The sequence below is a fragment of the Limnohabitans sp. Hippo3 genome (assembly GCF_003063665.1).
GTDB lineage: Bacteria > Pseudomonadota > Gammaproteobacteria > Burkholderiales > Burkholderiaceae_C > Limnohabitans_A.
Genome location: NZ_NESF01000016.1, coordinates 1 through 25851, shown reverse-complemented (window position 1 = coordinate 25851; position 25851 = coordinate 1). Strand labels below are relative to the sequence as shown.

At 61.8% G+C, this 25851-nt stretch carries 22 protein-coding genes; 4 read left to right on the top strand and 18 right to left on the bottom strand.

Features of this window, described 5'->3' with window-relative positions:
• Nucleotides 1-279 precede the first annotated feature (279 nt).
• Nucleotides 280-1626, bottom strand: a complete 1347-nt coding sequence (gene argA / locus B9Z34_RS13690) for an amino-acid N-acetyltransferase (protein ID WP_108428682.1) — start codon at nucleotides 1624-1626, stop codon at nucleotides 280-282.
• 158 nt (nucleotides 1627-1784) lie between these two features.
• Here argA and hrpA point away from each other — a divergent pair, with 158 nt between their 5' ends.
• A complete protein-coding gene (gene hrpA / locus B9Z34_RS13685; protein ID WP_233249629.1) occupies nucleotides 1785-5732 on the top strand; it encodes an ATP-dependent RNA helicase HrpA in 3948 nt (1315 codons plus the stop codon).
• Nucleotides 5733-5796: 64 nt separating this feature from the next.
• Here hrpA and B9Z34_RS13680 read toward each other — a convergent pair whose 3' ends face one another.
• The 3 genes from B9Z34_RS13680 to B9Z34_RS13670 form a co-directional block, all read right to left on the bottom strand.
• Nucleotides 5797-6348 (bottom strand): hypothetical protein, encoded by a 552-nt coding sequence (locus B9Z34_RS13680; RefSeq protein WP_108428681.1) that lies wholly within the window; start codon nucleotides 6346-6348, stop codon nucleotides 5797-5799.
• Between the two features lie 99 nt (nucleotides 6349-6447).
• The gene (locus B9Z34_RS13675) at nucleotides 6448-7272 is read right to left on the bottom strand and encodes a YgcG family protein (protein ID WP_199220136.1); all 825 of its coding nucleotides are present in this window, start codon (nucleotides 7270-7272) and stop codon (nucleotides 6448-6450) included.
• Nucleotides 7269-7913, bottom strand: coding sequence for a LemA family protein (locus B9Z34_RS13670; protein WP_108428680.1), 645 nt, complete (start codon nucleotides 7911-7913; stop codon nucleotides 7269-7271). Before B9Z34_RS13670 ends, B9Z34_RS13675 begins: the two co-directional genes overlap by 4 nt.
• A 183-nt stretch (nucleotides 7914-8096) precedes the next feature.
• Here B9Z34_RS13670 and B9Z34_RS13665 point away from each other — a divergent pair, with 183 nt between their 5' ends.
• Both B9Z34_RS13665 and B9Z34_RS13660 read left to right on the top strand, forming a co-directional pair.
• Nucleotides 8097-8696, top strand: coding sequence for a hypothetical protein (locus B9Z34_RS13665; RefSeq protein ID WP_108428679.1), 600 nt, complete (start codon nucleotides 8097-8099; stop codon nucleotides 8694-8696).
• A 24-nt stretch (nucleotides 8697-8720) separates the two neighbouring features.
• The gene (locus tag B9Z34_RS13660) at nucleotides 8721-9638 is read left to right on the top strand and encodes a S8 family serine peptidase (RefSeq protein WP_108428678.1); all 918 of its coding nucleotides are present in this window, start codon (nucleotides 8721-8723) and stop codon (nucleotides 9636-9638) included.
• 32 nt (nucleotides 9639-9670) lie between these two features.
• On the opposite strand, the gene B9Z34_RS13655 is transcribed toward B9Z34_RS13660, so the two are convergent.
• On the bottom strand, nucleotides 9671-10540 hold the full coding sequence (locus B9Z34_RS13655) for a CoA transferase (RefSeq protein WP_233249627.1): 870 nt from the start codon (nucleotides 10538-10540) through the stop codon (nucleotides 9671-9673).
• A 227-nt stretch (nucleotides 10541-10767) separates the two neighbouring features.
• Nucleotides 10768-11964, bottom strand: coding sequence for a 4-hydroxybenzoate 3-monooxygenase (pobA, locus tag B9Z34_RS13650; RefSeq protein WP_108428676.1), 1197 nt, complete (start codon nucleotides 11962-11964; stop codon nucleotides 10768-10770).
• A 267-nt stretch (nucleotides 11965-12231) separates the two neighbouring features.
• Between pobA and B9Z34_RS13645 the strand changes: the two genes are divergently transcribed.
• Complete coding sequence (locus tag B9Z34_RS13645; RefSeq protein ID WP_108428675.1) at nucleotides 12232-13002, top strand: IclR family transcriptional regulator C-terminal domain-containing protein; 771 nt, start codon at nucleotides 12232-12234, stop codon at nucleotides 13000-13002.
• Nucleotides 13003-13066: 64 nt separating this feature from the next.
• Here the strand turns inward: B9Z34_RS13645 and B9Z34_RS13640 are convergent, their stop codons facing one another.
• The 12 genes from B9Z34_RS13640 to B9Z34_RS13585 form a co-directional block, all read right to left on the bottom strand.
• On the bottom strand, nucleotides 13067-13780 hold the full coding sequence (locus B9Z34_RS13640) for an ABC transporter ATP-binding protein (protein WP_108428674.1): 714 nt from the start codon (nucleotides 13778-13780) through the stop codon (nucleotides 13067-13069).
• Nucleotide 13781: 1 nt separating this feature from the next.
• On the bottom strand, nucleotides 13782-14549 hold the full coding sequence (locus tag B9Z34_RS13635) for an ABC transporter ATP-binding protein (protein ID WP_108428673.1): 768 nt from the start codon (nucleotides 14547-14549) through the stop codon (nucleotides 13782-13784).
• On the bottom strand, nucleotides 14542-15549 hold the full coding sequence (locus B9Z34_RS13630) for a branched-chain amino acid ABC transporter permease (protein ID WP_108428672.1): 1008 nt from the start codon (nucleotides 15547-15549) through the stop codon (nucleotides 14542-14544). Before B9Z34_RS13630 ends, B9Z34_RS13635 begins: the two co-directional genes overlap by 8 nt.
• Before the next feature lie 16 nt (nucleotides 15550-15565).
• Nucleotides 15566-16429, bottom strand: a complete 864-nt coding sequence (locus B9Z34_RS13625; protein WP_108428671.1) for a branched-chain amino acid ABC transporter permease — start codon at nucleotides 16427-16429, stop codon at nucleotides 15566-15568.
• Between the two features lie 139 nt (nucleotides 16430-16568).
• A complete protein-coding gene (locus B9Z34_RS13620; RefSeq protein ID WP_108428670.1) occupies nucleotides 16569-17753 on the bottom strand; it encodes an ABC transporter substrate-binding protein in 1185 nt (394 codons plus the stop codon).
• A 155-nt stretch (nucleotides 17754-17908) separates the two neighbouring features.
• The gene (locus B9Z34_RS13615) at nucleotides 17909-18358 is read right to left on the bottom strand and encodes a flagellar export protein FliJ (protein WP_108428669.1); all 450 of its coding nucleotides are present in this window, start codon (nucleotides 18356-18358) and stop codon (nucleotides 17909-17911) included.
• Nucleotides 18359-18374: 16 nt separating this feature from the next.
• Nucleotides 18375-19694, bottom strand: a complete 1320-nt coding sequence (locus B9Z34_RS13610) for a FliI/YscN family ATPase (protein ID WP_108428683.1) — start codon at nucleotides 19692-19694, stop codon at nucleotides 18375-18377.
• Nucleotides 19694-20614 (bottom strand): FliH/SctL family protein, encoded by a 921-nt coding sequence (locus B9Z34_RS13605; protein ID WP_158268732.1) that lies wholly within the window; start codon nucleotides 20612-20614, stop codon nucleotides 19694-19696. The genes B9Z34_RS13610 and B9Z34_RS13605 overlap by 1 nt, the downstream gene beginning before the upstream one ends.
• On the bottom strand, nucleotides 20601-21719 hold the full coding sequence (gene fliG, locus B9Z34_RS13600) for a flagellar motor switch protein FliG (protein WP_108428667.1): 1119 nt from the start codon (nucleotides 21717-21719) through the stop codon (nucleotides 20601-20603). The genes B9Z34_RS13605 and fliG overlap by 14 nt, the downstream gene beginning before the upstream one ends.
• Before the next feature lie 21 nt (nucleotides 21720-21740).
• Nucleotides 21741-23606 carry a flagellar basal-body MS-ring/collar protein FliF gene (gene fliF, locus B9Z34_RS13595; protein WP_233249619.1) on the bottom strand — a complete coding sequence of 622 codons (1866 nt, stop codon included), beginning with the start codon at nucleotides 23604-23606 and terminating at the stop codon, nucleotides 21741-21743.
• Nucleotides 23607-23631: 25 nt separating this feature from the next.
• Nucleotides 23632-23991, bottom strand: coding sequence for a flagellar hook-basal body complex protein FliE (gene fliE / locus B9Z34_RS13590; protein WP_108428665.1), 360 nt, complete (start codon nucleotides 23989-23991; stop codon nucleotides 23632-23634).
• An 11-nt stretch (nucleotides 23992-24002) separates the two neighbouring features.
• On the bottom strand, nucleotides 24003-25520 hold the full coding sequence (locus tag B9Z34_RS13585) for a sigma-54 dependent transcriptional regulator (protein WP_108428664.1): 1518 nt from the start codon (nucleotides 25518-25520) through the stop codon (nucleotides 24003-24005).
• Between the last annotated feature and the right edge of the window lie 331 nt (nucleotides 25521-25851).

The window sequence follows — 25851 nt, the reverse complement described above, 5'->3', positions numbered from 1 at the left end:
AGCTGCCAGTCCTCATCGAGGCGAACAAATTCCGACGGCTGCACCGAGCACTCCATGGCCTTCTCCTTCCATACGCAATGGAGAAGAGCATATCTCAAATTGATATTTTAAGTTAGCGCATATGCGCGTACGCGGGTATCCATGGCAGTCGAAGGCATAGACCCCCGATCAAGTCGGGGGTGACGAGACAAGAGGAATCTCCCCCCTATCAAGCCTGGGTTGACGTCGATGTGTCATGCCCGCGCACGCGGGTATCCATGGCAGTCGCAGGCCCAGCGGTCAGAGCTTCTTGACCAAGACCTGGCTCTTTCGGTCCCAGTTGTACTTGCGTTTGCGGGCTTCGGGCAGCCAGTCGGGGTCGACCTGCACAAAGCCGCGCTTGATGAACCAATGCATGGTGCGCGTGGTCAGCACAAAGATGCTTTTAAGGCCCATGGCGCGTGCGCGTTGCTCCACGCGCTTCAAAATTTTCTCGCCATCGCCTTGGCCCTGCGACTGGGGCGACACCGTCAGCGCCGCCATCTCGGCCGTCTTGGCTTCGGGGTAGGGGTAGAGCGCCGCGCAGGCAAAGATCACGCCGTCGTGGTCGATGATGGTGTAGTGGTCGATGTCGCGCTCGATCTCGGTGCGGTCGCGCTTGACCAGGGTGCCGTCTTTCTCGAACGGCTCGATCAGCTGCAAGATGCCGCCCACGTCGTCGGCGGTGGCCTCGCGCAGTTCTTCGAGCTTCTCGTCCACCACCATGGTGCCGATGCCGTCGTGCACATACACCTCCAGCAGCAGCGAGCCGTCCACCGCAAAAGGCAGGATATGCGAGCGCTCCACGCCTTCTTCGCAGGCTTTGACGCAGTGCTGCAGGTAAAAACCAATGTCGGTCGGCTCGGTCGGCGAGGGCAGCGAGGCCAGCAACTGTTTGGCCGCTGCCAGCGGCAGCTCGGTGTCGATGGGGTTGTCGTCGCTGGCGGGCTCGCCCGGCTGCATGCGGATGCCCGGAATCTCGGTCACAAAAATCAGTTTGTCGGCCTGCAGCTCGGCAGCCACACTGGTGGCGACCTCTTCCATGGCCAGGTTAAAGGCCTCGCCCGTGGGTGAGAAGCCAAAGGGCGACAGCAGCACCATCGCCCCCATGTCCAGTGTGCGCATGATGCCGTCCACGTCCACCTTGCGCACCAGGCCCGAGTGCTGGAAATCCACGCCATCCACAATGCCCACGGGGCGTGCGGTGATGAAGTTGCCCGAAATCACCCGCACCGTAGACCCCGCCATGGGTGTGTTGGGCAAGCCCTGGCTGAAGGCCGCTTCGATCTCGTAGCGCAGCTGGCCTGCGGCTTCCTGGGCGCAGTCGAGCGCCACGCTGTCGGTGATGCGGATGCCGTGGGAATACTTCGGGGTGTGTCCCTTGGCAGCCAGTTGTTCGTTGACCTGTGGGCGAAAACCGTGCACCAGCACGATCTTGACGCCCATGCTCTGGATCAGGGCCAGGTCTTGCGCCAGGTTTTGCAGTTTGCCCGCCGCAATCGCCTCGCCCGCGATGCCGACCACAAAGGTCTTGCCCCGGTGCATGTGGATATAAGGCGCCACCGACCGGAACCAGGGCACAAAGGTGAAGTTGAAGACAGTGGACATGGGCAATCTGGGGGCGGCAAAGGTGGCGGGGCGTCGGGCTGGGATAATCCCAGGCTGTTCTTGCCTTGATTTTCACAGAAGTTTTCGCCTTGTCTGACACCCCCCTCCAAATCGACTTCCCCGAAGGCCTGCCCGTCTCGGCCCGGCGTGACGAAATCATGGCCGCCATGGACCAGCACCAGGTCATCATCGTGTGCGGTGAAACCGGCTCGGGCAAGACCACCCAGCTGCCCAAAATCGCACTGATGCTGGGGCGGGGACGCTTGAATGCCAAGCCCGGAGAGAAGGGCCGCCTGATCGGCCACACCCAGCCCCGGCGCATTGCGGCCAGCTCGGTGGCCAAGCGCATTGCTGAGGAATTGAAGACACCGCTGGGCGAGGTGGTGGGTTTCAAGGTGCGCTTTCAGGATCGACTCTCCAAAAACGCCTCGGTCAAGCTCATGACCGACGGCATCTTGCTGGCCGAAACCCAGACCGACCCGCTGCTGCAGGCCTACGACACGATCATCATCGACGAGGCGCACGAGCGCAGCCTGAACATCGACTTCTTGCTGGGTTACCTGCGACAAATCCTGCCGCGCAGGCCGGACCTGAAGATCGTGGTCACTTCCGCCACCATCGACGCCGACCGTTTTGCCAAACACTTTGCCTCCCGCAACGGCCCGGCCCCGGTCATCATGGTGTCGGGCCGCACCTTCCCGGTGGAGCAGCGCTACCGCCCGTTTGAGGAGTCGCGTGACTACGGCCTGAACGAGGCCATGGCCGATGCCGTGGACGAACTCTGGCAGGGCGGGGCAGGCGGCGATATCCTGATTTTTTTGCCGGGCGAGCGCGAGATCCGCGAAGCCGCCGACCACCTGCGCAAGCACCTGGCGCACCAGCCGCTCACGCGCAACGCCGAGGTGCTGCCGCTGTTTGCCCGCCTGTCACAGGCCGAGCAGGACCGGATTTTTGAAGCGTCCAACGGCCGCCGCATCGTGCTGGCCACCAACGTGGCCGAAACCTCGCTCACGGTGCCCGGCATCCGTTATGTGATCGACGCGGGCACGGCGCGGGTCAAGCGCTACAGCCTCCGCAGCAAGGTCGAGCAGCTGATGGTCGAGCCGATCAGCCAGGCGGCGGCCAACCAGCGTGCGGGCCGCTGCGGCCGCGTGGCCAACGGCATCTGCATCCGCCTGTACGACGAAAAAGACTTTGCAGGCCGTCCGCGCTTCACCGACCCGGAAATTTTGCGCTCGTCTTTGGCGGGCGTGATCCTTCGCATGAAGTCGCTGCACCTGGGCGTGGTGGAAGACTTCCCGTTCATCGAAGCGCCGTCCAAACGCGCCATCACCGACGGCTACCAGCTGCTGGCCGAGCTGGGTGCGGTCGATGACGACAACGAGCTCACGCCCATTGGCCAAGAGCTGGCACGCCTGCCGCTGGACCCCCGCGTGGGTCGCATGATTTTGGAGGCGCGTGGCCGCAACGCCCTCGACGAAGTGCTGGTGATCGCCAGCGCCATGAGCGTGCAAGACGTGCGCGACCGCCCCATGGACGCCCAGGCCCAGGCCGACCAGGCGCACGCCAAGTTCGACGACGACAAGAGCGAATTCACCGGTTATCTGAAGCTGTGGAAGTGGATTCATGATGCAAGGGGCGGCCCATCGGCCCATGGACACCCGGTCAAGCCGGGTGTGACAAAGGGGGCGGGCATCCATGCCCCCGCATCCACCCACAAACTCAGCAACCGCCAATACGAGCAGCTGCTGCGCCAGAACTTTATCAACATTCGCCGTGTGCGCGAGTGGCGCGACACGCACACCCAGTTGCTCACCGTGGTGGCCGAGCACAAGTGGCGCATCAACACGCAGCCCGCCACGTATGAGCAGCTGCACCTGTCCATGCTGGCGGGCCTGCTCGGCAACGTGGGCTACAAACTTGAAGACGAAGAAGCTTATTTGGGTGCACGCGGCATCAAGTTCCACAAACACCCCGGCGCGCACCTGAGCAAAAAACCGGGCCGCTGGATCGTGGTGGCCGAGTTGGTCGAAACCACGCGCCTGTTTGGCCGGGGCATTGCCGCGATTGAGCCGCAGTGGCTGGAGCAAGTCGGTGCGCACCTGCTGCGCAAACAGGTGCTCGACCCGCACTGGGAAAAGAAGTCCGCTGAAGTGGTGGCGCTGGAGCGGGCCACGCTTTACGGCTTGGTGGTCTACAGCGGGCGGCGCACCGCCTACAGCTGGGTGGACCTGCACGGTGCACGCGAGATCTTTATTCGTGAAGCCCTGGTGGGCGACCAGTGGGATACCAAGCTGCCGTTTTTGGCCGCCAACCACAAGATGATCGCCAAGGTCGAGGAGCTGGAACACAAGTCACGCCGGCAAGACGTGTTGGTGGACGACGAACTGATCTACGCCTTTTACGACCAGCAGATTCCGCCCGAGGTGTGCAGCGGCCGCTTGCTCGAAGAGTGGTATCGGCACGAAAGCGTCAAGCAACCGCGCCTGCTGATGCTGACCCGCGAAGAGTTGATGCGCCACGAGGCCGCAGGCATCACCACGCAGGCTTTCCCCAAACACATCCGTTTGGGCGGTACCGATTGCGCAGCGACGTACCTGCACGAGCCGGGCGATGCCCGCGATGGCGTCACGGTCACGGTGCCCTTGTTTGTGCTCAACCAAGTGAGCGAAGACCGCTGCGAATGGCTGGTGCCCGGCTTGCTCAAAGACAAAATCCAGGCCCTGCTCAAAAGCCTGCCGCAGCGCCCGCGCAGCCGCTTTGTGCCGCTGCCCGAATCGGCCACGCGGTTGGCTGCCGAGTTGTCGGCCCCCGAGCTGTTTGGTGCCGGATCGCTGACCGACGTGCTGCTCAAAAAAGTACGCGACGAAACCAGTCTGGACGTCAAGCGCACTGACTTCAAACACGACATGCTCAGCCCGCACCTGTTCATGAACCTGCTGGTGGTCGACGAGCACGGCCGCCAGCTGGGCATGGGCCGCAACCTGGGCGCACTCAAAGGCGAGCTGGGCGCCAAAGCACGTGGTGCGTTCCAGGCGTTGGCGCAGTTGAAGGTGGCGTCTTCTGTCATGGCCGCCCCCTCAGGCATGGCCACGCCATCTGTCGTACCCGCGCAGGCGGGTATCCATGCCCCCCATGGACACCCGATCAAGTCGGGTGTGACAAGACAAGATGTCATACCCGCGAACGCGGGTATCCACCCCCGCACAGGCACAACATCCGCCAAAGCCACCCCCGCCAAACAGACCCCCATCGCCCCCCAGCGCTACACCAGCTGGACCTTTGGCGAACTCCCCGAGCTGATGGAAATCAGCAAAGGCGGCCAGACCCTGATCGGCTTCCCGGCGCTGGTGGACATGCAAGACGCCGTGACCATCGAGGTGTTTGACGAACCCGACGTGGCCGCCAGCAAAAACCGCTCGGGCCTGCGCCGCCTGTTTGCGCTGCAGATCAAAGACGCGCTCAAGTACCTGGAAAAAAACATCCCCGACCTGCAAAAAATGGCCGTGGCCTACATGCCGCTGGGCACGGCGGACGAGCTGAAAACCCAGATCATCGACGTGGCACTCGACCGCGCTTTCTTGCTCGACCCGCTGCCCAACGATGAAATCACCTTCAAGCGCCGCATCGAAGAGGGCCGGGGGCGCCTCACGCTGATTGCCAACGAAGTGGCCCGATTGGCGGGCACCATCTTGCTGGAGTTTGGCGCGGCCACCCGCAAGATCAAAGACACCAAAAACGCCCCCGATGCGACAGCCGACTGCACCCAGCAACTGCAGCGCCTGATGCCTAAGAACTTCATGGCCGCCACCCCATGGCCGCAGCTGCAGCACTACGCCCGCTACCTCAAGGCCATCACCCTGCGCCTGGACAAAGTCCGCGCCGACCCTGCCCGCGACGCCCAACGCTTGGCCGAGCTGAAACCGCAAGAGCAGCGCTATTGGCGCCTGGTGGCCGAACGCAAAGGCGCCCAAGACGCCCGCATGCTGGAGTTCCGTTGGCTACTGGAAGAACTGCGCGTGAGCTTCTTCGCGCAAGAGCTGCGCACCCCACAGCCTGTGAGCATCAAGCGGCTGGAGAAGGCTTGGGGGCAGTTGAATCATTGATCAAATCCGGCTGTACGGGTTTCGATCTGCTTTAGTAGTGGTGTATTTCCCTCAGTAGGGCTTGTCAGTTCTTCCCAAACTTGGCCTTGGCAGCCGCAACGCAGCTGGCTTTGGCGTCGCCTGCGAGGGCGTCGCATTTTTCGATGGCCACTTTGTAGTCGGCGTCGACTTTTTCGGTGGCCGCGTCTTTTTTGGCTTCACCGATTTCCTTGTTCATCTTGGCGTCGGCCAGGGCTTTTTTCTCGACGGCCTTGGCTTCCTGGCGGCACGCGTCCTTGGCGTTGCCCGCGAGGTCGTCACAGCGCTCTTTGGCGACTTCGTAGGCGGCTTTGGCTTTGGCCACCAGAATATTGGTGCGGTCGGCGGCTTTGCCTGTGTAGCTGTATTCCAGCTCGGCGCGTGCAATCTTTTCCTTGGCTTTGGCTTCTTCCACGCAGATGTCTTTGGCATTGCCTGACTGCGAACCGCAAGCGGCTTTGTCGGCCTTGTAGTCCGCGCTGATGCGTGTTTTGCTGGCTTTGTAGTCGGCTTTGCTCATGGTTTGGGCATAGGCGGCCGAGATGGGCAGCAGGCTGGCGCACAGCAGTGCGGCGGTGAAGGTCTTGAGTTTTTGCATGAAGGTTTCCCCTTTGAGGTGATGAAGAGAACCCATTAGCACACGCCAGGCCTTGTGTGATCAGTGCGTCAACCAACGCAGCGCGATGACGCGCTGCGTTCACCAGCGCCCGGATGCACCGCCGCCGCCAAAGCCGCCGCCCCCGCCTTTGAAGCCGCCACCGGGGCCACCGCGCCCGCCATACCGGGCCCGCAGCAATCCGGCCAAGCCCACCCAGGTGGTCAGCCCCGTGATGCCACCTGCGATCAGTGCCAAAGACAGCACCCCAAGCAGGAACCACGAGACGGCGCCCACAAGGGCGGCGGTCATGATCGCGCCAGGAAATCGGCCCAGCACGGCGCGCAACACAAAGCCCAGCAGGGCGCCAACGGCAATGATCCAGCTGATGTCCATCCACGGCTTGACCGCTGGCGCAGCAGTCGGCGCGGGCAGGGCCTCGCCGTCAATGACACCCATCATGCGCTGCAGCCCGATGTCGATGCCGCCGAAAAAGTCTTGCTGCCGAAAAGCAGGCGTGATGCTTTCCTCGATGATGCGTTTGCTGGTGGCGTCGTTGAGGGCGCCTTCCAGTCCGTAGCCCACCTCTATGCGCGCAGCGCGGTCGTTTTTGGCCACCACAAGAATGGCCCCATCGTCGACCTTGGTGCGGCCCAGCTTCCATTGCTCGGCCACGCGCAGGGCATATTGCTCGATGGTTTCAGGCTGGGTGGTGGGCACCAGCAAGACGGCCAGCTGGCTGCCTTTGCGTGCCTCAAAGGCGGTCAGCTTTTGTTCGATCGTGGCTTGCTGCGCCGGGGTGAGTGTGCGGGTTTGGTCGATCAAGTGGCCTGTCAAGGGCGGCACGGGCAACTGGGCGTTGCAGACTTGTCCGACCAGCAAGGCCCCGAAGAGCCAGCCCACGCAGCGGATGCGCCACAGGTTCACTTGGCATCACCCGGTACGGTGGCAGATGGTGTGGCGGGTGCAGTCCCGAAATCGACGGTCGGTGGCCGGGCGATCGCTTGCTCGTTTTCAACTGAAAAGTTGGGTTTTTCTTTGTAGCCCAATGCCCAAGCCGTCAGGTTGGAGGGGAATGAGTGGACGGTGACGTTGTAGTCCTGCACGGCTCTGATGTAGCGGTTGCGGGCGACGGTGATGCGGTTTTCTGTGCCTTCGAGTTGGGCTTGCAGGTCGATGAAGCCTTGGTTGGCCCGCAGAGCGGGGTAGTTTTCTGATACCACCAAGAGCCTGGACAAGGAGCCCGAGAGTTCCTTTTGGGCCTGCTGAAATTTCTGGAACGCTTGCGGGTCGTTGACCAGTTCGGGCGTTGCCTGGATGGCCGTGGCTTTGGAGCGCGCTTCCACCACGGCTTGCAAGGTGCTTTGCTCGAAGTCTGCCTGGCCTTTGACGACATTGACCAGGTTGGGAATCAGGTCGGCCCGGCGCTGGTATTGGCTCAGCACTTCGGACCAACTGGCCTTGATCTGTTCGTTCCCCCTTTGGAACTCGTTGTAGCCGCAGCCCGAAAGGGCGAGCGTGGTGCCGATCAAAAAGAGGGAAAGCCAGCGTTGAAAAGTGGCGGTCATGGCGTGCCTCGCGTTGGTGGGTGTTCGGCAAGGGTATGGCGCGAAGGACCGGGGCACTGTGCGCTGCACCACATTCAGCAAGGGTCTGCCAAGGCTGTCGGTTGCGCATTTGGTTGCGCATTTGCATTGTTGTTTTTGTCGAATATGTACCTATAAGTGACTATATCGACATATAATTGATCGATGTTTTTCAAACGCCTCAGTCCTGTTGCCGTGCTGTGGAGCCTTCTGGCTGGCGTGTCCGCGCCTGCCTTGGCTTTTCAGGACAGGGACTGGCAGCTGGTGCCTGCTGCAACGACCCATTGGGTGGAGTTCACTCAGGGCTCGGAGTTGTCCAAACTGGTGGCGGGCTACCGCTCGGGCGGTTTTGAGTCTGCGGGTGGTCAATGGGTTGGTTTTGACAAGTGGTACCGCCCGAAAATGGTGGACACCCGCCTGACCTGGATGACGCAGCTGTCGCCAGAGTTTGGCGTGCTGTGGGGCGCCAGCACGGGCGAGCGGGCTGAAAAATACACCATTGCACCCAGTCTGAAGCTGGGTTTTGTCTACCAGATCAAGGCCGGTCCGCGTTCGCATTTGTCGATCCGGGCGACTTCGGTCATTGGCGGGCGCTTGCAGGAGCGAGCCTGCACAGCCGACTATGGCGAGATTGGCGGCATCCAGCAGGTCCATTGCCGTTTGGCCGCGACCGAGCTGGCCCCCGACCAAACCCTGAAATACCTGATCAACGCTCTGCCACCCGACCGGCACCAGGCGCAGATCCGATACACCTACATTTTTTGAATTCCCCACCCTGAGAGGAACACCATGAAAACCATTCGACTTGTTGCCTTGGCCGCCATCGGTTTGCTGGCCCTGTCTGTCGCCCATGCCCAAAAATCCGGTCCCTCCAAGACCGCGCCTGCGCCGCAGCTGCAAACCTGGATGAGCCCAGAAGTGGCCGATGCCTGGAAGCAGGGCTACAAGGGTTCGGGCGTGACCGTGACGGTGGTGGACGACTTCCGCAGCAACCAGGGTCTGTACGGCAATCTGGGGCAGGGCACCCAGCTCTTGCGCCATGGCGAATGGACGCTCAAAGAGGCCAGCATGATTGCACCGTCGGCCACCATGCGGGCACATGACTTCAACTCGGGCACCTCGGTGGGCCTGAGCCGTGGTCTGAATGTGCTGAACCTGAGCTATGGCATGTATGCGCCTGCGGGTTACACCGCTTCGCAAATCGGCTGGAGCAGCCAGGAGTCCTCCATCATTTCGCACGCCCAAAATGGCAAGGCTGTGATTTCCAAAGCCGCTGGCAACGATGCCATCGTGATCGGTTCGGCCAACGCCTCCGGGCAGGTGGATTACCTGAACCTCGCGCTCAAAGGGGCCCAGTCGGCCATTTATGTCGGTGCCCTGAACACCAACGGCACGACCAGCGCACCAGCCTCTTTGGCCAGCTACTCCAACACGCCGGGTGCAGACGCGGTGGTTCAACAGCAATTTGTGGTGGTGGGCGTGGACGGTGCCAAGACGGGTTTGTATGGCACATCGTTTGCAGCGCCCATCATCAGCGGTTATGCGGCCATTCTGGGCAGCAAGTTCACCAAATCAACACCCACCCAGATCGCCAACCAGCTGTTGAAGACGGCCCGCCAGGACACGATCTCGGGTTACAACCCCGCCACACACGGCCGTGGTGAGGCGAGCATCACCCGCGCACTGGCCCCTGTCAGTATTCAATAAGCCCTCGGGGCTGCGGCCTTCGTTGCTCTGATTCAGCGCGGCAGCGTCATCAGCGGGATGTCTTTGGCTGCGGCCAGTTTGTCGAGCTGCGCTCGGCTCTGGCCCGCCAAAAATGTTTCGATGGCCTGCCGCGTGGCGGGTTTGAACAAGTCCTTGACCGGGTGGGTCAACGCCACACCTGCGGCTTCGCACAGGCTGATGGCAAAGTGCGGCTCCAGAGCTGCCACGGCCACCCGGCCGTTTTTGCAGGCATAGATGCGGTAGCCCGCGTGCGCACCGCCCACCGCACCTTCGGGCGTGGTCATGCGCAGCTGTCTGGGCAAGGCCAGCCAAGCTGCCGCGTCGGACAGGGCGACTTCGTGGTGCGACCCTTTACCCGTGGTCTTGAGCGTGATCAGCGCCTTCAGCGCAGCTTCGCTGGCCATGATGGCGCCCCCCATGTCGGCAAACAAACTGGGTGGCAAGTCCATGCCATTGACCAAACCGACTTCGGCCTGGTAAGTCAAATCGTGGCCAGGGATTTCGGCCAAGGGGCCAGGAGCGCCGACCACTTCGATCAGGCTGAGCGCAGGGTATTGCTTGTGCAGCTTCTTCCAACCCAAGCCCAGCTTGGTCAGGGCCGATGGGCGAAACGAGGTCAGCAGCACATCGGTGTTGGACAAGAGTTTGTGCAACTCGGCTTGGCCTTTTTCTGTCTTGAGGTCCAGCGTTTTGAGCTTCACGCCTTTGTGTAGCAGGTCGTAACCGCTGGGCGTGTAGTGCTGCATCGGGTCACCCGCAGGCGGGTTGATCTTGGTGCACGCGGCGCCCATCTGGGCCAGTCGCATCAGCGCGGCAGGGCCGGGCAGGTTGAGGGCAAGACTCAAGACGCGCGTGCCGCGCAGGGGTTTGTTGGTGCTCATAGTGCTGATCATTTTAGGAGGGCACTTGTTCGATGGCTGCCAATGCGCGACACCCAAGGCATTCGGCCGCAGGGGCGGCCTCCCACAAGGACTGCCAGCGTAGCTGGGTATTTTGTGGGAGCGAGCCCCTGCTCGCGAATGGTGGCATGGGCTCAGCCCGCATTCGGCCGCAGGGGCAGCCTCCCACAGGGGCAACCAGCAAGGGGCGTCAGCCCCTCAGAGATGGTTTACCGGTCGCCAAAGTCCAGTGGCAAGCCCACATAGTTTTCGGCCATGGTGCGCGAACCGGCTTCGCTGTGAATCAGGTAGTCCAGCTCTGCGTCTTGGAATTTCTGGCCGATGTCGCCGTTTTCCGGAAAGTGGTGCATCAGGCTGGTGAACCACCAGGAAAAGCGCTCCGCACGCCAGATGCGGCGCAGGCAGCGTTCCGAATACGCGTCAATACCCGCCTCGGTCTTGTCGGCATAGAACTCGATGAAAGCAGTGGACAGGTACTTCACATCGGTAGCGGCCAGGTTCAAGCCCTTGGCACCTGTGGGCGGCACGATGTGTGCGGCGTCGCCCGCCAGGAACATGCGGCCAAAGCGCATGGGCTCGGTCACGAAGCTGCGCAGCGGGGCGATGCTTTTCTCAATGCTGGGGCCAGTCACCAAATGCTCGCGGGCTTCGGGGTCCAGGCGCTTGCGCAACTCGGCCCAGAAGGCGTCGTCAGACCATTGCTCGACCTTGTCGGTCAAGGGCACTTGCAGGTAATAGCGGCTGCGCGTGGCGCTGCGCTGTGAGCACAGGGCAAAGCCGCGGGTGCTGTTGGCGTAGATCAATTCATGGTGCACAGGGGGTGTGTCGGACAACACGCCCAACCAGCCAAAAGGGTAGACCTTCTCGTATTCCTTGATCGCACCTTTGGGGGCGCTGGCGCGGCAAACGCCATGAAAGCCATCGCAGCCCGCGATGAAGTCGCATTCGATGGTGTGCAGCTGGCCATTTTTTTCGTAGGTGACGCGGGGCTTGGCAGTGTCGAACTCGTGCACCTGCACATTCTGGGCTTCGTAGACCGTGGGCAGACCTTCTGCCTGGCGCGTGTCCATCAGGTCGCGGGTGACTTCGGTCTGGCCGTACACCATGACTTTTTTGCCGCCCGTGAGATGGTCCATGTCTATGCGGTGGCGTGCACCTTTGAACAAGAGGTCAAAGCCTGTGTGCACCAAGCCTTCTTTGTGCATGCGCTGGCCCACGCCCGCCTCATCGAGCAGGTCCATGGTCACTTGCTCCAGCACACCCGCGCGGATGCGCGAAAGCACATAGTCGGGGCTTTGGCGTTCGACGATGATGGCGTCAATGCCGGCCTTGAACAGCAATTGGCCGAGCAACAGGCCGGAGGGGCCTGCGCCAACAATGGCCACTTGGGTGCGGGTGGTTTTCATGGGTGTCTCCTGGAGTTTGTCTGTGCAATGCCTGCAAGCTTAGGGGGCAGGCCCAAGGGCAGAAGGGCATGGCATTCGAGTTTGTGCGGTAAAAAGATGATTTGTGCGATGATCGCGCAAATCATTGGGCCGTTGGGGTGGCCTCTCACTACAACCCAAGGGCCTTCGTTGCATTTTTTGTGGGAGCGAGCCCCCGCTCGCGAATGGTGGTGTCCCCGCTGCAGTCATTCGCGAGCGGGGGCTCGCTCCTACTTCACTCCGGTTCACATGACGATTGCCAAAGCTGACTACATCGAAGGACTGGCCAAGGGCCTGGCTGTGCTGGAGGCGTTTGACACCGAACGCCAGCGCCTGAACGCCACGCTGGCCGCGCAGCGCACGGGCATCACGCGGGCGGCGGCACGGCGGCATTTGCTCACCTTGGCCGAGTTGGGTTATCTGGAAACCGATGGTTCGCACTACTGGCTGTCGCCACGGGTGCTGCGTTTGGCAGGTAGCTACATGGCCACCTCCCGCCTGCCACGCACGCTGCAGCCCACACTCAACCGTCTGGCGGCAGAAACGCAGGCGGCTTTCAGCGCGGTGGTTCTGGACCACGACGAGTGCGTGATCGTGGCCCGAAGTGCAGGCGTGGCCGAACCGGTGCGGCACCTGGCCTATGGTCTGCACCTCGGGGCACGCTTGCCCGCGCACGCCACCTCCACCGGGCGGGTTTTGCTGGCCAGTTTGCCCAAGGCCGATTTCACGGCCTGGCTCAAAGGCCGGGAGTTGGCCCGCATCACGCCGCAAACCGAGGTGAATGCCGCCCGATTCAAGGCCTTGGTCGAGCAGGTGAGGCAGGCGGACCATTGCCTGGCGCGCGATGGCCACGAGCTGGGCATCCACGCGCTGGCGGTGCCCCTGCGCAACATGCAGGGCCAGACCCTGGCCGCGCTGAACGTGGTGGGCACGGCCGATCAGTTGAGCGACGCCGCTGTGCAGCGCAAGTGGCTGCCATTGCTGCTGGACGCAGCGCGGGAGTTGCGGCCTTTGCTGTGATGGTGCAGGTCGTGGTTCAGCACGCATTCGGCCGCAGGGGCGGCCTCCCACACCGCATGTCGACTCAAACGCCCAAATGCTGTTCCAGCACGCTGGGGTCGTCCAGCAGGATTTGCGATGAGCCCTCGAACACCACCTGGCCTTTGACCAGGATGATGTTGCGGTCGGTGATCTGGGTGACGTGTTTCCAGTTTTTGTCGACGATGATCGAGCTGATGCCGCTGGCCTTGATCAGGCTGCAGATGCGCCAGATGTCGCGGGCGATCAGCGGGGCCAGACCTTCGGTGGCTTCGTCGAGGATAAGCACATCGGGGTTGGTCATGAGGGCGCGGCCGATGGTGAGCATCTGTTGCTCGCCGCCCGACAGTTGCTGCCCGCCGTGGCCCAGGCGTTCTTTCAGGCGCGGGAAGGTCTCGAGCACCCGCTCGTAGGTCCAGTCGCGTTGGCCTTGGCTGCCTGCACGGGCGGCCATTTTCAGGTTCTCCACCACGCTCAGGTTGCCGAAAATGCCTCGGCCTTCGGGCACATAGGCAATGCCCAGCTGCGCCACTTCAAACGTGGGACGGCCGTTCATACGCTGGCCCTTGATGTCCACCGTGCCCGAGCGCGGCGGCACGATGCCCATGATGGATTTGAGCAGGGTGCTTTTGCCCATGCCGTTGCGGCCCATGAGGCCGATCGTCTCGCCCCGGCCGACAGAAAAGTTCACGCCGCGCAGGATGTGGCTGGCACCGTAGTAGGTGTTCAGGTCTTGGGCCTGGATCAACAAATCGCTCATCTCAATGTTCCTCACCCAAGTACGCCGCCTGCACACCTGCATCGGCGCGCACGGCCGCAGGCGTGTCGCTCGCAATCACTTGTCCGTTGACCATCACCGTCAGGTGGTCGGCCAGGGTGAACACGGCGTCCATGTCGTGCTCGACCAGCAAAATCGCGTGGTCTTTTTTGAGGCGCAGCAGCAGCTGCACCATGCGCTCGGCCTCGGCCTGGCCCATGCCAGCCAGCGGTTCATCGAGCAGCAGCACGCGGGGCTCGGTGGCCAGGGTCATGGCGATTTCCAGCTGGCGTTGCTCGCCATGGCTGGTGGCTCCGGCCAGGGCCTGGCGGCGGTCTTGCAGGTCCGTGAGTTCAATGGCGCGTTCGGCCCGCGCGTTGACGGCCTGCATGCGGGCGGCTGTCCGCACCCAACCCAGCGGGTTGAAAGGCGAAGGCTGCACACGCGATTGCGCAGACAAGCGCACGTTGTCCCACACGCTGAAGGTGCTGAAGATGTTGGTCTTTTGGTAGCTACGGCCCAAGCCGTGGCGCGAAATTTTCTCGGAGGTCCAACCGGTGATGGACTGTTCGCCCAAGGTGATGCTGCCGCTGGTGGGGGGCAGGTCGCCCGAGAGCAGGTTGGTCAATGTGGATTTGCCCGCGCCGTTGGGGCCAATGACGGCGTGGATGTGGCCGAGCCACAAATCCAGCGACACGTCGTTGACGGCTGCCAGACCGCCAAAGCGCTTGGTCAAACCACGGGCGGACAGCAAAGCATGGCGATCAGTCATGGCCCGCCTCCATGGCTGTTTTGCTGCCGAAAAACCGGTTGATCAGGCCCAAAATGCCTTTGGGTGCAAAGATGATCAAAGCCACGATGAACAGGCCCATCCACATTTGCCAGTGCTTACCGGTTTTGAAGCTGCCCACATCGGGCAGGTCTTTGAAGACGTGCAGCAAATACTCAAAGCTGAAGGCCCCCACAATGGCGCCCGCGAAATTGCCCATGCCACCCAAAATCACCATCATGATGGCGTGGGCGCTCATGTGAAAGCCCATGAGCTCGGGGTTCACAAATCCGGTTTGCGCAGCCCACAAATAACCCGCCAGACCCGCCAGGGCCCCGGCCAGCGTGAAGGCGGCGAGCTTGTGGCTGAAGGTGTTGAAACCCAGAGCCCGCATGCGGTGTTCATTCACACGAATCCCTGACAGTGCCCGGCCAAAGGGGCTCCAGAGCAGGCGGCGCAAGAACACATACACCGACAGCAAACAGCCCAGCGTGAAGTAATAAAACACCCGCTTGTTTTCCAGGTCGATCACGCCCGCATCGGGTCGGAAGTTCAGGAACAAACCGTCCGAGCCGCCCAGCGCCTTGTTGTCAAAGAAGATGTAGAAAATCATCTGCGCGAAAGCCATGGTCACCATGATGAAGTAGATGCCGTGGGTGCGCACCACCAAAAAGCCGATGACCAAAGCCGCCAGGGCAGAGCCGCCCACGGCCAACGGCAAGCTGGCCAGCAGGCTGATGGGTTCGTTTTGTGGTGTGACAAACGCCAGCACATAACCGGCCAGGCCGAAGTAAGCCGCATGGCCCAGCGACACCAGGCCCGTGACGCCTTGCAGCAAGTCGAGGCTCATGGCCAGGATGGCCAGGATCATCATGCGCAAGACCATGGCCGTGTAGAAATCGGTGCCTACAAAGGGGAAGGCGGCGAGCGCCAAAAAGCCCAGCAACATCACCAGCTGGATGCTGCGCGGCAGGGTTTCGAGGTGGATTTGGGGCATGCTCATGTTGTTTTTCTCATCGTCATTGCTTGAACAGGCCTTCGGGTTTGTAGAGCAGCACGGCGGCCATCAGCACATACACCAACATGCCCGAGGCCTGGGGCAGCAGCACCTTGCCAAAGGTGTCGACCAGGCCGACCAGCAAGGCGGCGATCAAGGCGCCCCGCACCGAGCCGATGCCGCCAATGACCACCACCACAAAGCACATGATCAAGACCTGTGAGCCCATGTTGGGGTAGACGCTCGACACAGGCGCGGCGATCATGCCCGCGATCGAGGCCAGGCCAATGCCCAAGGCAAACACCACCGAGTGGATGAGTTTGATGTTGATGCCCAAGGACTCGGTCATCTCGCGGTTGAATGCACCCGCACGGATCTTCATGCCCAGACGGGTTTTGGAGATCAGCAAATACAAGCCCAAAGCCAGCACCAGGCACACGCCCGACATGAACAGGCGGTAGACCGGATAGGAAAGATTCTCGGTCAAGGGGATGGACGCGGCCAGCAGCTCGGGCACGGGCAGGCCGTGCACATCGTCACCCCAGATCATGGAGCGCAGTTCTTCAAACACGTAAATCAGGCCAAACGTGAGCAGCACCTGGTCCAAGTGGTCGCGGTGGTAGAAGTGGCGAAACAGCAAGCGTTCAATCAATAAGCCAAAAGCCACCGAAAAAGCCGTGCCCACCACGATGGCCAGCGCAAAGCTGCCCAGCTGCGCGGCCAAGGACCAGGCCAGGTAAGCGCCCAGCATGTAAAAGCTGCCATGTGCCAGGTTGACCACACCCATGATGCCGAAGATCAGCGTCAGGCCAGCGGCCAGCATGAACAGCAGCAGCCCGTACTGGACGCTGTTGAGCAGCTGAATCAAGAAATTCACAAAGTCCATCGGGGATCACACTTTCAATGGAGGAGGGTGGCCGAAGCCTGGAGGATGCGCACCATTGAAAACGGCGGACCGAAATCCGCCGTGGCACGGCTGGCAAGCACAGGTGTTGGGGCAAGCCCCAGCGCCCGTTGCCTGCAGTTTACATGCGGCAACCTGCGCCAGAGTCGGCCAACGCCTTGGCAGCGATGCCGATGACCTTGTTCTCTTTGTTAGACACTTCACGCAGGTAAATGTCTTGCACCGGGTTGTGTGACTTGCTCATGGTCCACTTGCCACGCGGGCTGTCGATCACGGCGGCCTCCATGGCTTTGATCATGGTGGCCTTCTGGCTCACATCGCCCTTGACCGCGTTGGCCCCTTGCACCAGCAGCAAGCCTGTGTCGTAGCCTTGCACGGCGTACACGTCGGGCTGCATCTTGAAGGTCTTGGCGTAGTTCAGGCGGAATTCCTTGTTGCGCTTGGTTTCGATGCCGTCGCCATAGTGCAGGGCTGTCAAAACGCCGTCGGCCGCCGGACCTGCGGCGTCCAGCACGCCTTCGGTCAGGAAGCCAGAGCCGTACAAGGGAATCTTGCCTTTGAGGCCCGCAGCGGCATAGTCCTTGAGGAACTTGGCCGCGCCGCCACCGGCAAAGAAGCAGGCCACGGCGTCGGGTTTGAGTGCCGCGATTTCGGTCAGCAGCGCCTGGAACTCGACGTTGGGGAAGGGCAGGCCCAACTCTTTGACGATGGTGCCCCCGGCTTTGGTGTAGCTCTCTTTGAAGCCTTCAAAGGCTTCGTCGCCTGCGGCGTATTTCCAGGTGATCCACACCGCCTTTTTGTGGCCGCGCTTGACCATGGCTTCGCCCAGCGCCATGGTGGGTTGGCTGTTGGAAAAGCTGGTGCGGAACACGTTGGGGGCGCATTGGGCGCGGGTGGCAATATGCACGCCCGCGTTGGGGATCAGGCTGATCACACCGCTCTCGCGGGCCACGCGGTGGATGCCCATTTGCACGCCCGAATGGACGGTGCCGATGAGCACATCGACCTTGTCGCGTTGCACCAGTTTGTTGGCGTTTTCAATCGCTTTGGAAGGCTCGGATTCGTCGTCCACCTTGAACCATTCGATCTCGCGGCCACCGAGCTTGCCGCCTTGCTCGTTGATGGCCATGCGCACGCCGTTTTCAATGGCCACGCCCAGCTGTGCAAACGTGCCGGTGTAGGGCAACATGAAACCGACGCGGATTTTGCCGGACTGGGCGAGTGCGCTTTGGGGGATCAAGAGGCCGGAGGAGGTGGCGCCCAAGAGGGCTGCGCCTTGGGTCAGAACGGAACGTCGGGATGTCATGTGTGTCTCCAATGATGCAAACCGGTTGGTTGCACTGTGCAGCCAACCGATCAAACCATTATGTGGCACCCAGACAGGGCATTTCCTAGGGGAAAGTCCTGAGCCCAAACTGCCGTTCAGCAGCCGAGTGAGTTTCGTTGGGGGCGGCCAGGCGTTCAGCCTTGCATGCGCAAGTTGAACTGCCTGATGGCCAGTTCGTCCATTTGGCGTTGCTCGTATTTTTCCTGGTCACGTCGCACGGCCTGCAGGTCTTGCTCTTCCAGTGCCCGCATTTTCTGGAGTTCCATCTCGGCCAGCAGGCGTTTTTTGCGCAAGCTGGCCACCAGAGCCTCGGCTTTGCTGATGTCGAGCACCACACGTTGCTGCAAGTTCAGCAGTTGGGCCATGAACTGGCGCTGGTTCATGCTCGCTTGCATGCCCATGAATTCGGTTTGCGTTTGTTGTTCCTTGATCCGGTATTCGTCATACAGGCGGCACAGGCGCTGGTGGCTGGCCTGGAGCTGGTCGACGCGAGCGAGTGCCGCCGCCAGCTCAGTTTGGGTTTGCGTGAACTCGTCGCTGGCCTTCTTGACCAGGGCGGGCCAGCAGTTTCGGGCTTGTCGCACAGCGTGGTCCTTTCGTTCAGCCAGCCATCAGTGACTGGAGTTCGTGGCGTGTGGAGGCCACATCCATGCTGGTGTGCATGTCTTGCTGCAGGAACTTTTCCATGCTTTGCCGCAAGCGGATGGCCTGATCGAGTTCGGCATTGCTGCCGGCCTCATAGGCGCCGACCTGGATCAGGTCCTGGTTTTGTTGGTACAGCGACCACAGCCGTCTGAAGCGGTTGGATTGCTTGAGGTCTTCCGGGCTCAACAGGTTTTGCATGACCCGCGAGATGGAGCCGTTCAGGTCAATCGCCGGGTAGTGGGCGGCATCGGCCAGTTTGCGCGAGAGCATGACTTGCCCGTCGAGCGAGGCGCGGGCGATGTCCACGATCGGGTCGTTGGCGTCGTCGCCCTCGGCCAGCACGGTGTAGATGGCAGTGATGGAGCCAAAGCCATGGCGGCCTACGCCTGCGCGTTCGATCAGGTTGGGCAGCAGTGCAAAGACTGAAGGCGGGTAACCCTTGGCAGTAGGGGGTTCGCCCACGGCCAGGCCGATTTCGCGCTGGGCATGGGCCACGCGGGTCAGGCTGTCGACCAGCATCAGCACATTCTTGCCCTGGTCGCGGAAGTATTCGGCGATCACATGCGTCATGTGTGTGGCTTTGAGGCGCAGCACGGGCGACACGTTGGCGGGTGCGGCCACCAGCACCGACTTGGCAAGGCCTTCCGGGCCGAGCGTTTCTTCGATGAAGGCCTGCACTTCGCGGCCCCGCTCGCCGATCAGGCCGATCACGACCACGTCGGCTTCGGTGAATCGGGTCATCATGCCCAGCAGCACGCTTTTGCCCACCCCTGAGCCGGCCACCAGGCCCAGACGCTGGCCGCGCCCAATGGTCAGCACGCCGTTGATGGCCTTGACACCCACATCGAGGATCTGGTGGATGGGGCCGCGCTCCATCGGGTTGAGCGGGCGACCCAGCAGGCTCAGCACATCGGGGCAGTCGGGTGCGGGTTTGCCGTCCAGCGGCTGACCGCGCCCGTCGATGATGCGGCCCAGCAAGTCGGGGCCGAGCTGGACGTTGGACGAATGGTTGAGCACCGTGACCCGAGCGCCCGGGCCGATGCCGTTGGGCTCGGTGAAGGGCATGAGGTAGAGGGTGTCGTCGTTGAAGCCCACGACTTCGGCCTCCACCCGGTGGCCAAATTGGCCCACCACTTCGCAGCAGGCGCCCAGCGGTGCCATCAGACCCCGGGTTTCCAGCCGCATGCCCACCAGCCGCACCAAGGTGCCGTTGCGCTGGGGCTCGGGGGCGTGCAGCTCACCGATCAGTTGGCTGACCTCGGCGTCAAAATCCATCATGGTGTGTCGTCGTCCGGGTTGGCTGCGGGTTTGATTTCGGTGTCTTGCACATCGACCACCTGGCGTTGCCAGTCACGCACCGGGGTGTCGGCAGGCAAGGCTTCGGCCCGGTCCTTGACCAAGGAAGACTGCTGCATCCAGGCCTCGGGCTGGGCCAGCAAGCGACGGGCCAAGGGCTCCAGACGTGTTTCGATCAGGTCTTGCACCACGCTGTCTTGCACGCGCACCCGCACGCTGCCCGGGCGCAGCAAGGCGTCGGCTTCGAGCTGCATGTGCTTGGTCACGGATTCGCCCATGGCGGTCAGGCGCTGCAGGTCTTCGGGGTTGACGCTGACATGGACAGGCTCGACCGCGTGGTCCAGCTGCTGAATGCACTGCTGAATCAGGTTGTGGATGGCTTGGCCAGAGAGTTGAAGCTCGGCCCGCACCAGTTGTTCGGCCAAGTGCAGTGACAGGCGCTTGAGGGGTTCAAAAAACCGTTGCGGGTCCTGGCTGATGCTGCGCAACTCGATGCCCAAGTGGCGCATCAGCTCGCGCTCTTTGCTGCGTTCATTTTCAAATTCGGTGCGCACCAGCGCTTGGCCTTCCAGCAGGCCGCGCTGATACGCTTCGTCGCGCAACTGGTCCAAAGCTGCTTCGGTCCAAGGCGATTCCGGCTCGGCCGTGGGCGCAGCCTCTTGCGCTGCGGCCGCATCGGCGGGTACTTCTGTGGTCGCTTCGTTGGCGTCGGGCTCGGCAGCTTCGGTCAGCAAGCCTTCGGTGGGTTCGGCTTTGTCGGCCACGCGCCATGGACCAAACGAACGGGCCGTGGCCTCGTCCCATTGGGTGCGCAGAAAACGGGGGGCCTCGGCCTTGCTGTTGAGCAAGGGGTTGGGGCTCCAGGGGGCGGGCTTTTCGTTCAGGTCAGACAAAGCCATCGCCGCCTCCTGCCAACACCAGCTCGCCGGCATCGGACAGCTTGCGTGCCAGGCGCATGACGTTCTTCTGCGCTTCTTCCACTTCGGTGATGCGCAGCGGGCCTTTGCTTTCCATGTCGTCCACGAACATGACGCGGGCACGGGCCGACATGTTGTCGAGGAACTTGTCTTTGACGAAGTCGGGTGCGCCTTTGAGGGCGACCATCAGCAAATCGGGTTCGGCCGTGCGCATGATGGCCTGGATGCCGCGGTTATCCACGCCTACCAGGTTTTCGAAGGTGAACATGTTGTCCTGGATCTTCTGCATCAACTCGCCGTCGATTTGCGACAGGCCGGCCATGATGGAGGATTCGAGCTCGACCTTGACCGAGTTCATGATCTGGGCCGCCGCCTTGACGCCGCCGAAGCTGGACGATTTGGACGAAGAGTTCGTGGCGAACTGCTTCATCATGATCTGCTCCAGCTCTTCCATGGCGGAGGGCTGCACCGTCTCCAGGCTGGCAATGCGCTGGATGATCTCGGGGCGCGACTCACCAGGCAGGAAGTTCAGCACGTCGGCGGCCACGGTGTATTCGAGCACCGACAAGATGATGGCCACCACCTGGGGGTGTTCGCCGCGGATCATCTCGGCAATCGAGCGGGCGTCCATCCATTTCAGGATTTCCAGGCCCTTGCTGCCCTGGCCGGGCATGATGCGGCTGAGCACCGATGCGGCCTTGTCTTCGCCCAAGGCGCGTTTGAGCACTTTTTCGACATAGTCGCCCGTGCCCAGGCCCAGGCTGGTTTGCTTCTTGAGCATGGTGACAAACTCATCCAGAACGATGTTCACCGCCTCTTGTGACAAATCCGACACCGAGACCATGGCAGCACCCAGCGACTGCACTTCCTTGGGGTTCATGAAGCGGATGATCTCGGAGGCTTGTTGCTCGCCCAGCAGCAGCATCAGCACCGCCGCACGTTGTGTGCTGGTCAACTCGGCCAATTCCTTGGCCAGTTCTTCGGTCATCGGGATGGAGCCATCGCCCAGCAGGGCGGGCACAGCGTCCTTGCCGTCTTTGGGCTTGTCGGCTTTGGCGTCTTTGTCGTCAGGTTTCTTGGTGGCCATGGTGTTTTTTCCTCAATAGCTTCAGCTGGACTTGATCATGCCCTTGAGCACGTTGGCCACGCGACCGGAGTCTTCGGCCACCAGCATGCGGATGAGCGCCACTTTATCGTCATAGGTGTTGGCGGTGTCCAGCATGTCCATGGAGATGCTCGATTTCTTGGGCTTGAGCTTGGCCTTGATTTCTTCCAGGCTCTCGCCTTCGCCGATCTGGATCATGCGCATGTCGTCTTCGCTCAACTCGCCATCGCTCAGAGCGGCCTTGGCCTGATCGGCATCGGTGGCAGCGTCGCTGGCGTACATGTTGCGCATGATGGGGCGCACCACGATCAGCATGAACACGATGAAACTGATGGCCAGCAAGCCGCCTTTGATGCCGGTTTGCACCGCATCTTCCAGGTACCACGGGATGGTTTCCAGCGCTGTCGCAGGCTCGAACTTGGCGGGCACCACCGAGACGTTGTCGCCGCGCTGCTGGTCGTAACCCACCACGCCGCGCACCACTTGCAGCATTTGCTCCAGCTCTTGGGGTGTGTAGGCCACTGTGGTCGGCGCGTTGGGAGCCACTGGGGCGTCCTTGGCGGGTGGCGGTGCGGGGCGTTCATTCACGACCACCGCCACGCTGACTTTCATGATGCCGCCTGTGGCGTTGCGCACATGGCGCACGGTACGGTCCAGCTCGAAATTGCGGGTGGAACGGCTGCTGAGTTTGCTGCCGGATTCACCCTGACCTTTGTTGGCGTCCACCTGGGTGGCGTTGGTGGTGGTGGGGTCTGCGGGGGGCGTGTTGGCCAATGCCCCGGGAATGCCTTCGGCGGCCCGGCTGGCAGCGCGGTCTTCGGCCAGCACTTCAGAGCGGGTGCGGGGGCCTTTGTCGCGGTTGTCAAAGTCTTCGGTCGTACTCTCGATCTGGGTGAAATCCAGCGTCAAATTCACTTGCGAGCGCACATTGGCTTCGCCCACCATGGGGGCCAGAATTTGCATGATGCGGTTGCTGTAGACCTCTTCAAGTTGCTGTTTGTGCTGCTCCTGTGCAGAGGTCAAGCCCAATTTTTGTTCGGTGGCCGACTCGGTCATGAGCTTGCCCACGTTGTCCACCACGGTCACATGGTCGGGTGCCAGATAAGGCACGCTGGAGGACACCAAGTGCACGATCGCCTGCACCTGCGAAGCGGACACGGCGCGGCCAGGGTAGGGGGCCAAAACCACAGAGGCTTTGGGTGGTGTGCGGTCCCGCACAAACACGCTTTGCTTGGGTGTGGCCAGGTGCACGCGGGCGCTTTGCACGCTGCCAATTTGCATGATGCTGCGGGCCAGCTCCTGCTCCATGGCCGCGTTCACTTTGACCTGCTCCATGAATTGGCTGGTGGTCATCGACGACTGTTCTTTCAAGCCGTCCAGACCGGTCGCACCGGCCTTGGGCAAGCCTTGAGAGGCCAGAAAAATCCGCGCCTCATGGAAGCGCTGGCTGGGCACGGTGAGCTGGCCTGTGGCGGGGTCGATCTTGGGGCTGAAGTCGGCGGCCTTGAGCGACTCAAAAGCTTTTTGCTGGTCGGCTTCCTGCAGCCCGGGCATCACGGGTCGGTAGGGGGTGGCCTGCATCCAGGCGTAAACCAGACCAAAGATGATCAGCACGGCCAGCATGATGATCAGCGGCAGCACACGGCGCACGGCCGGTTGGTTGATCACGGTCTTGAAGGTCTCGGCCATACCCTGAGTGCGCCAGGGGCTGAGCATGCCGCCTGCGCCGTTGGCTGCACCATTGGTACCTTGGGCGGTGGCCAAGGCCGTGCTGCCGGAAGCATTGGCGGGCGTGGTGGCTGGGGTGTTGCTGGACGCGGGCGGTGCTGTCATCACGCCGGTGTTCATCGTTGCGCTTGCTGTGGCCATGTTTGTTCTTCTTCAGTTGAGAGGGTCAGACCGGCATGTTCAGAATTTCTTCGTAGGCCTTGAGTACTTTGTTGCGCACTTGCAAGGTGGCTTCAAAAGCCAGCGAAGATTTCTGCATGCCCAGCACCACATCGGTCAGTGCGATGTTCTCGCCTCGGTCAAAGGCGGCACGCATCTCGGCGGATTGGACTTGCAGGTCGTTGACCTGCCCGAGCGCACCCGAGACCAGATCGGAGAAACCGGTTTTTTGGACACCGCCTGCGCTGCCGGCCAGTTCGGTCGCGCCGGGCATGCCTGCGGTTTTGCCAGAGGCTTCGGCCTGGTGGCTGCGCAGAGTTTGCAGCATCGACTGGATGCTGGCAGGAGAGATGGCTTTGTCGATCATGCGTGTCTCCGTCAATAGGCCGCGTTGGCCATGCCCAAGCCGTGCTCACGCAGTTGGGCCAATTTGTAGCGCAAGGTGCGCGGGCTGATGCCCAGACGCTTGGCGGCTTCTGTCTTGCTCGGGGTGCTGGCCAAGGTGGCCATGATCACCTGGTGTTCGTTCATGCGGGCAGCGCTGTGCAGGTCGGTGGGCACTTCGGCGTGCAAGCTGGGGGCCTCGTCGGTGATGACCGGCGCTTGCAGACCGAAGGTGTGCTTGGCGGCGTTCATGAATTCATCGAAACCCGCCACAGGCTGGGCTGGGGCCGAGAGGGCTGCAGGTTCAGCGTTCACCGACGACTGCGCTGGGGCAGGTGCGGGCGTCGAAGTTGTTGCGGGAGCGCTGGCGGTCAGCCAGTCGTCAAACATCAGGTGTGCAGGGGTGACCACGTGGTCGGTGCACAACACCATGGCGCGGCGCATCACGTTTTCCAGCTCGCGCACATTGCCGGGCCAGGGGTATTGCAGCAGCTGCATCTGCGCCTGTGGGTGCAGCTGCCAAGGTTTCTTGTCGTGCTGCAGCAGGCACTGCATGGCCAAAGGAATGATGTCGCCCGGGCGCTCGGCCAGGGGCAACAAGCGCATGCGGAAAGTGGCAATGCGGTAGTACAGGTCTTCGCGGAACTCGCGCTCGGCGATGGCTTTTTTCAGGTCCTTGTTGGTGGCGGCCACGATGCGCACATTTAAGGGGATCACACTTTGGCCACCCAGGCGGGTGAGTTGGCGTTCTTGCAGCACGCGCAGCAGCTTGCTTTGCAGGTGCATGGGCATCTCGCCAATTTCGTCCAGGAACAAGGTGCCGCCCTGGGCTTGTTCGAACAAACCTTTTTGGTCGCGGTGGGCACCCGTGAAAGCACCTTTCTCGTGACCGAACAGCATGTCTTCGATCAGATTTTCCGGCATGGCCGCGCAGTTCAGCGCCACGAAGGGGCCGTGTGCGCGGCCCGAGGCCTCATGCAGCACGCGGGCCAAGACTTCCTTGCCCGAGCCTGTGGGGCCCACCAGCAAGGCGGTCACATCGGCCTGGGCCACCTTTTGCGCCAAGGCCAGCAGGTGCTGGCTGGCAGGGTCCACAAACACCACGTTGCGCACAGGCTGTGGCGACAAACGGGGGGTGCTGGGGTTGATCTGGTTGTGCAGCCGCTGCCATGAGGCCGTGCGCACGTCTTGTGCGGCCAGCACCGTCAAGGCGCCTGCTTGGGTGGCTTCCACAGCCAAGTCCAACTCGTGGCGATCGACGCGGCAGACCACGGGCGTGCTCAAACCGGCCTCTTGCAAAAGTTGTTGAACCGCCTTGAGCCGTGTCGCGTCGAGTGTCAGGTGCAAGACCACCATGGCTGCGTCCGCAGCGTGGGTGAGCAGGTTGTCGAGCGTGGTGACGGGCATCACAGCCCAGCCGCTCACCTGCAAGGCATGGCTGTGCTCGGGGCTCAGGGCTGCTTCGGGGTCCAGCCAGAGGGCCAGAGCGGTGGAAACGGGGTGTGACTTCACGGTGTTGGTCTCATGTTCAGATGAAACCTACCAAGCAACCCTTGTGCCAGATTTAAATGGATTTAAAAAGCATTGAAAAAACTAAAAGTGAATGCTTTAATATTTTCAATTTGCATGCGATTTTGACACTGGGCTTGACGAAAGATTGACAGCGGCAGCCCTGAACAGTTGTCCAACCCGCAGCTCCTCGTCATACCCGCGCATGCGCATATGCGCTAACTTAAAATATCAATTTGAGATATGCTCTTCTCCATTGCGTATGGAAGGAGAAGGCCATGGAGTGCTCGGTGCAGCCGTCGGAATTTGTTCGCCTCGATGAGGACTGGCAGCT

Coding starts and splice junctions, on each gene's coding strand:
- B9Z34_RS13670 (WP_108428680.1), bottom strand. CDS start 7,913: ATGACCGCCACTTTTCAACGCTGGCTTTCCCTCTTTTTGATCGGCACC.
- B9Z34_RS13605 (WP_158268732.1), bottom strand. CDS start 20,614: ATGGCTTTGTCTGACCTGAACGAAAAGCCCGCCCCCTGGAGCCCCAAC.
- B9Z34_RS13620 (WP_108428670.1), bottom strand. CDS start 17,753: ATGACATCCCGACGTTCCGTTCTGACCCAAGGCGCAGCCCTCTTGGGC.
- pobA (WP_108428676.1), bottom strand. CDS start 11,964: ATGAAAACCACCCGCACCCAAGTGGCCATTGTTGGCGCAGGCCCCTCC.
- fliG (WP_108428667.1), bottom strand. CDS start 21,719: ATGGCCACCAAGAAACCTGACGACAAAGACGCCAAAGCCGACAAGCCC.
- B9Z34_RS13610 (WP_108428683.1), bottom strand. CDS start 19,694: ATGGATTTTGACGCCGAGGTCAGCCAACTGATCGGTGAGCTGCACGCC.
- B9Z34_RS13645 (WP_108428675.1), top strand. CDS start 12,232: ATGACGATTGCCAAAGCTGACTACATCGAAGGACTGGCCAAGGGCCTG.
- argA (WP_108428682.1), bottom strand. CDS start 1,626: ATGTCCACTGTCTTCAACTTCACCTTTGTGCCCTGGTTCCGGTCGGTG.
- B9Z34_RS13635 (WP_108428673.1), bottom strand. CDS start 14,549: ATGACTGATCGCCATGCTTTGCTGTCCGCCCGTGGTTTGACCAAGCGC.
- B9Z34_RS13630 (WP_108428672.1), bottom strand. CDS start 15,549: ATGAGCATGCCCCAAATCCACCTCGAAACCCTGCCGCGCAGCATCCAG.
- B9Z34_RS13640 (WP_108428674.1), bottom strand. CDS start 13,780: ATGAGCGATTTGTTGATCCAGGCCCAAGACCTGAACACCTACTACGGT.
- B9Z34_RS13680 (WP_108428681.1), bottom strand. CDS start 6,348: ATGCAAAAACTCAAGACCTTCACCGCCGCACTGCTGTGCGCCAGCCTG.
- B9Z34_RS13655 (WP_233249627.1), bottom strand. CDS start 10,540: ATGAGCACCAACAAACCCCTGCGCGGCACGCGCGTCTTGAGTCTTGCC.
- B9Z34_RS13660 (WP_108428678.1), top strand. CDS start 8,721: ATGAAAACCATTCGACTTGTTGCCTTGGCCGCCATCGGTTTGCTGGCC.
- B9Z34_RS13625 (WP_108428671.1), bottom strand. CDS start 16,429: ATGGACTTTGTGAATTTCTTGATTCAGCTGCTCAACAGCGTCCAGTAC.
- hrpA (WP_233249629.1), top strand. CDS start 1,785: ATGGCCGCCATGGACCAGCACCAGGTCATCATCGTGTGCGGTGAAACC.
- B9Z34_RS13665 (WP_108428679.1), top strand. CDS start 8,097: ATGTTTTTCAAACGCCTCAGTCCTGTTGCCGTGCTGTGGAGCCTTCTG.
- fliF (WP_233249619.1), bottom strand. CDS start 23,606: ATGGCCACAGCAAGCGCAACGATGAACACCGGCGTGATGACAGCACCG.
- fliE (WP_108428665.1), bottom strand. CDS start 23,991: ATGATCGACAAAGCCATCTCTCCTGCCAGCATCCAGTCGATGCTGCAA.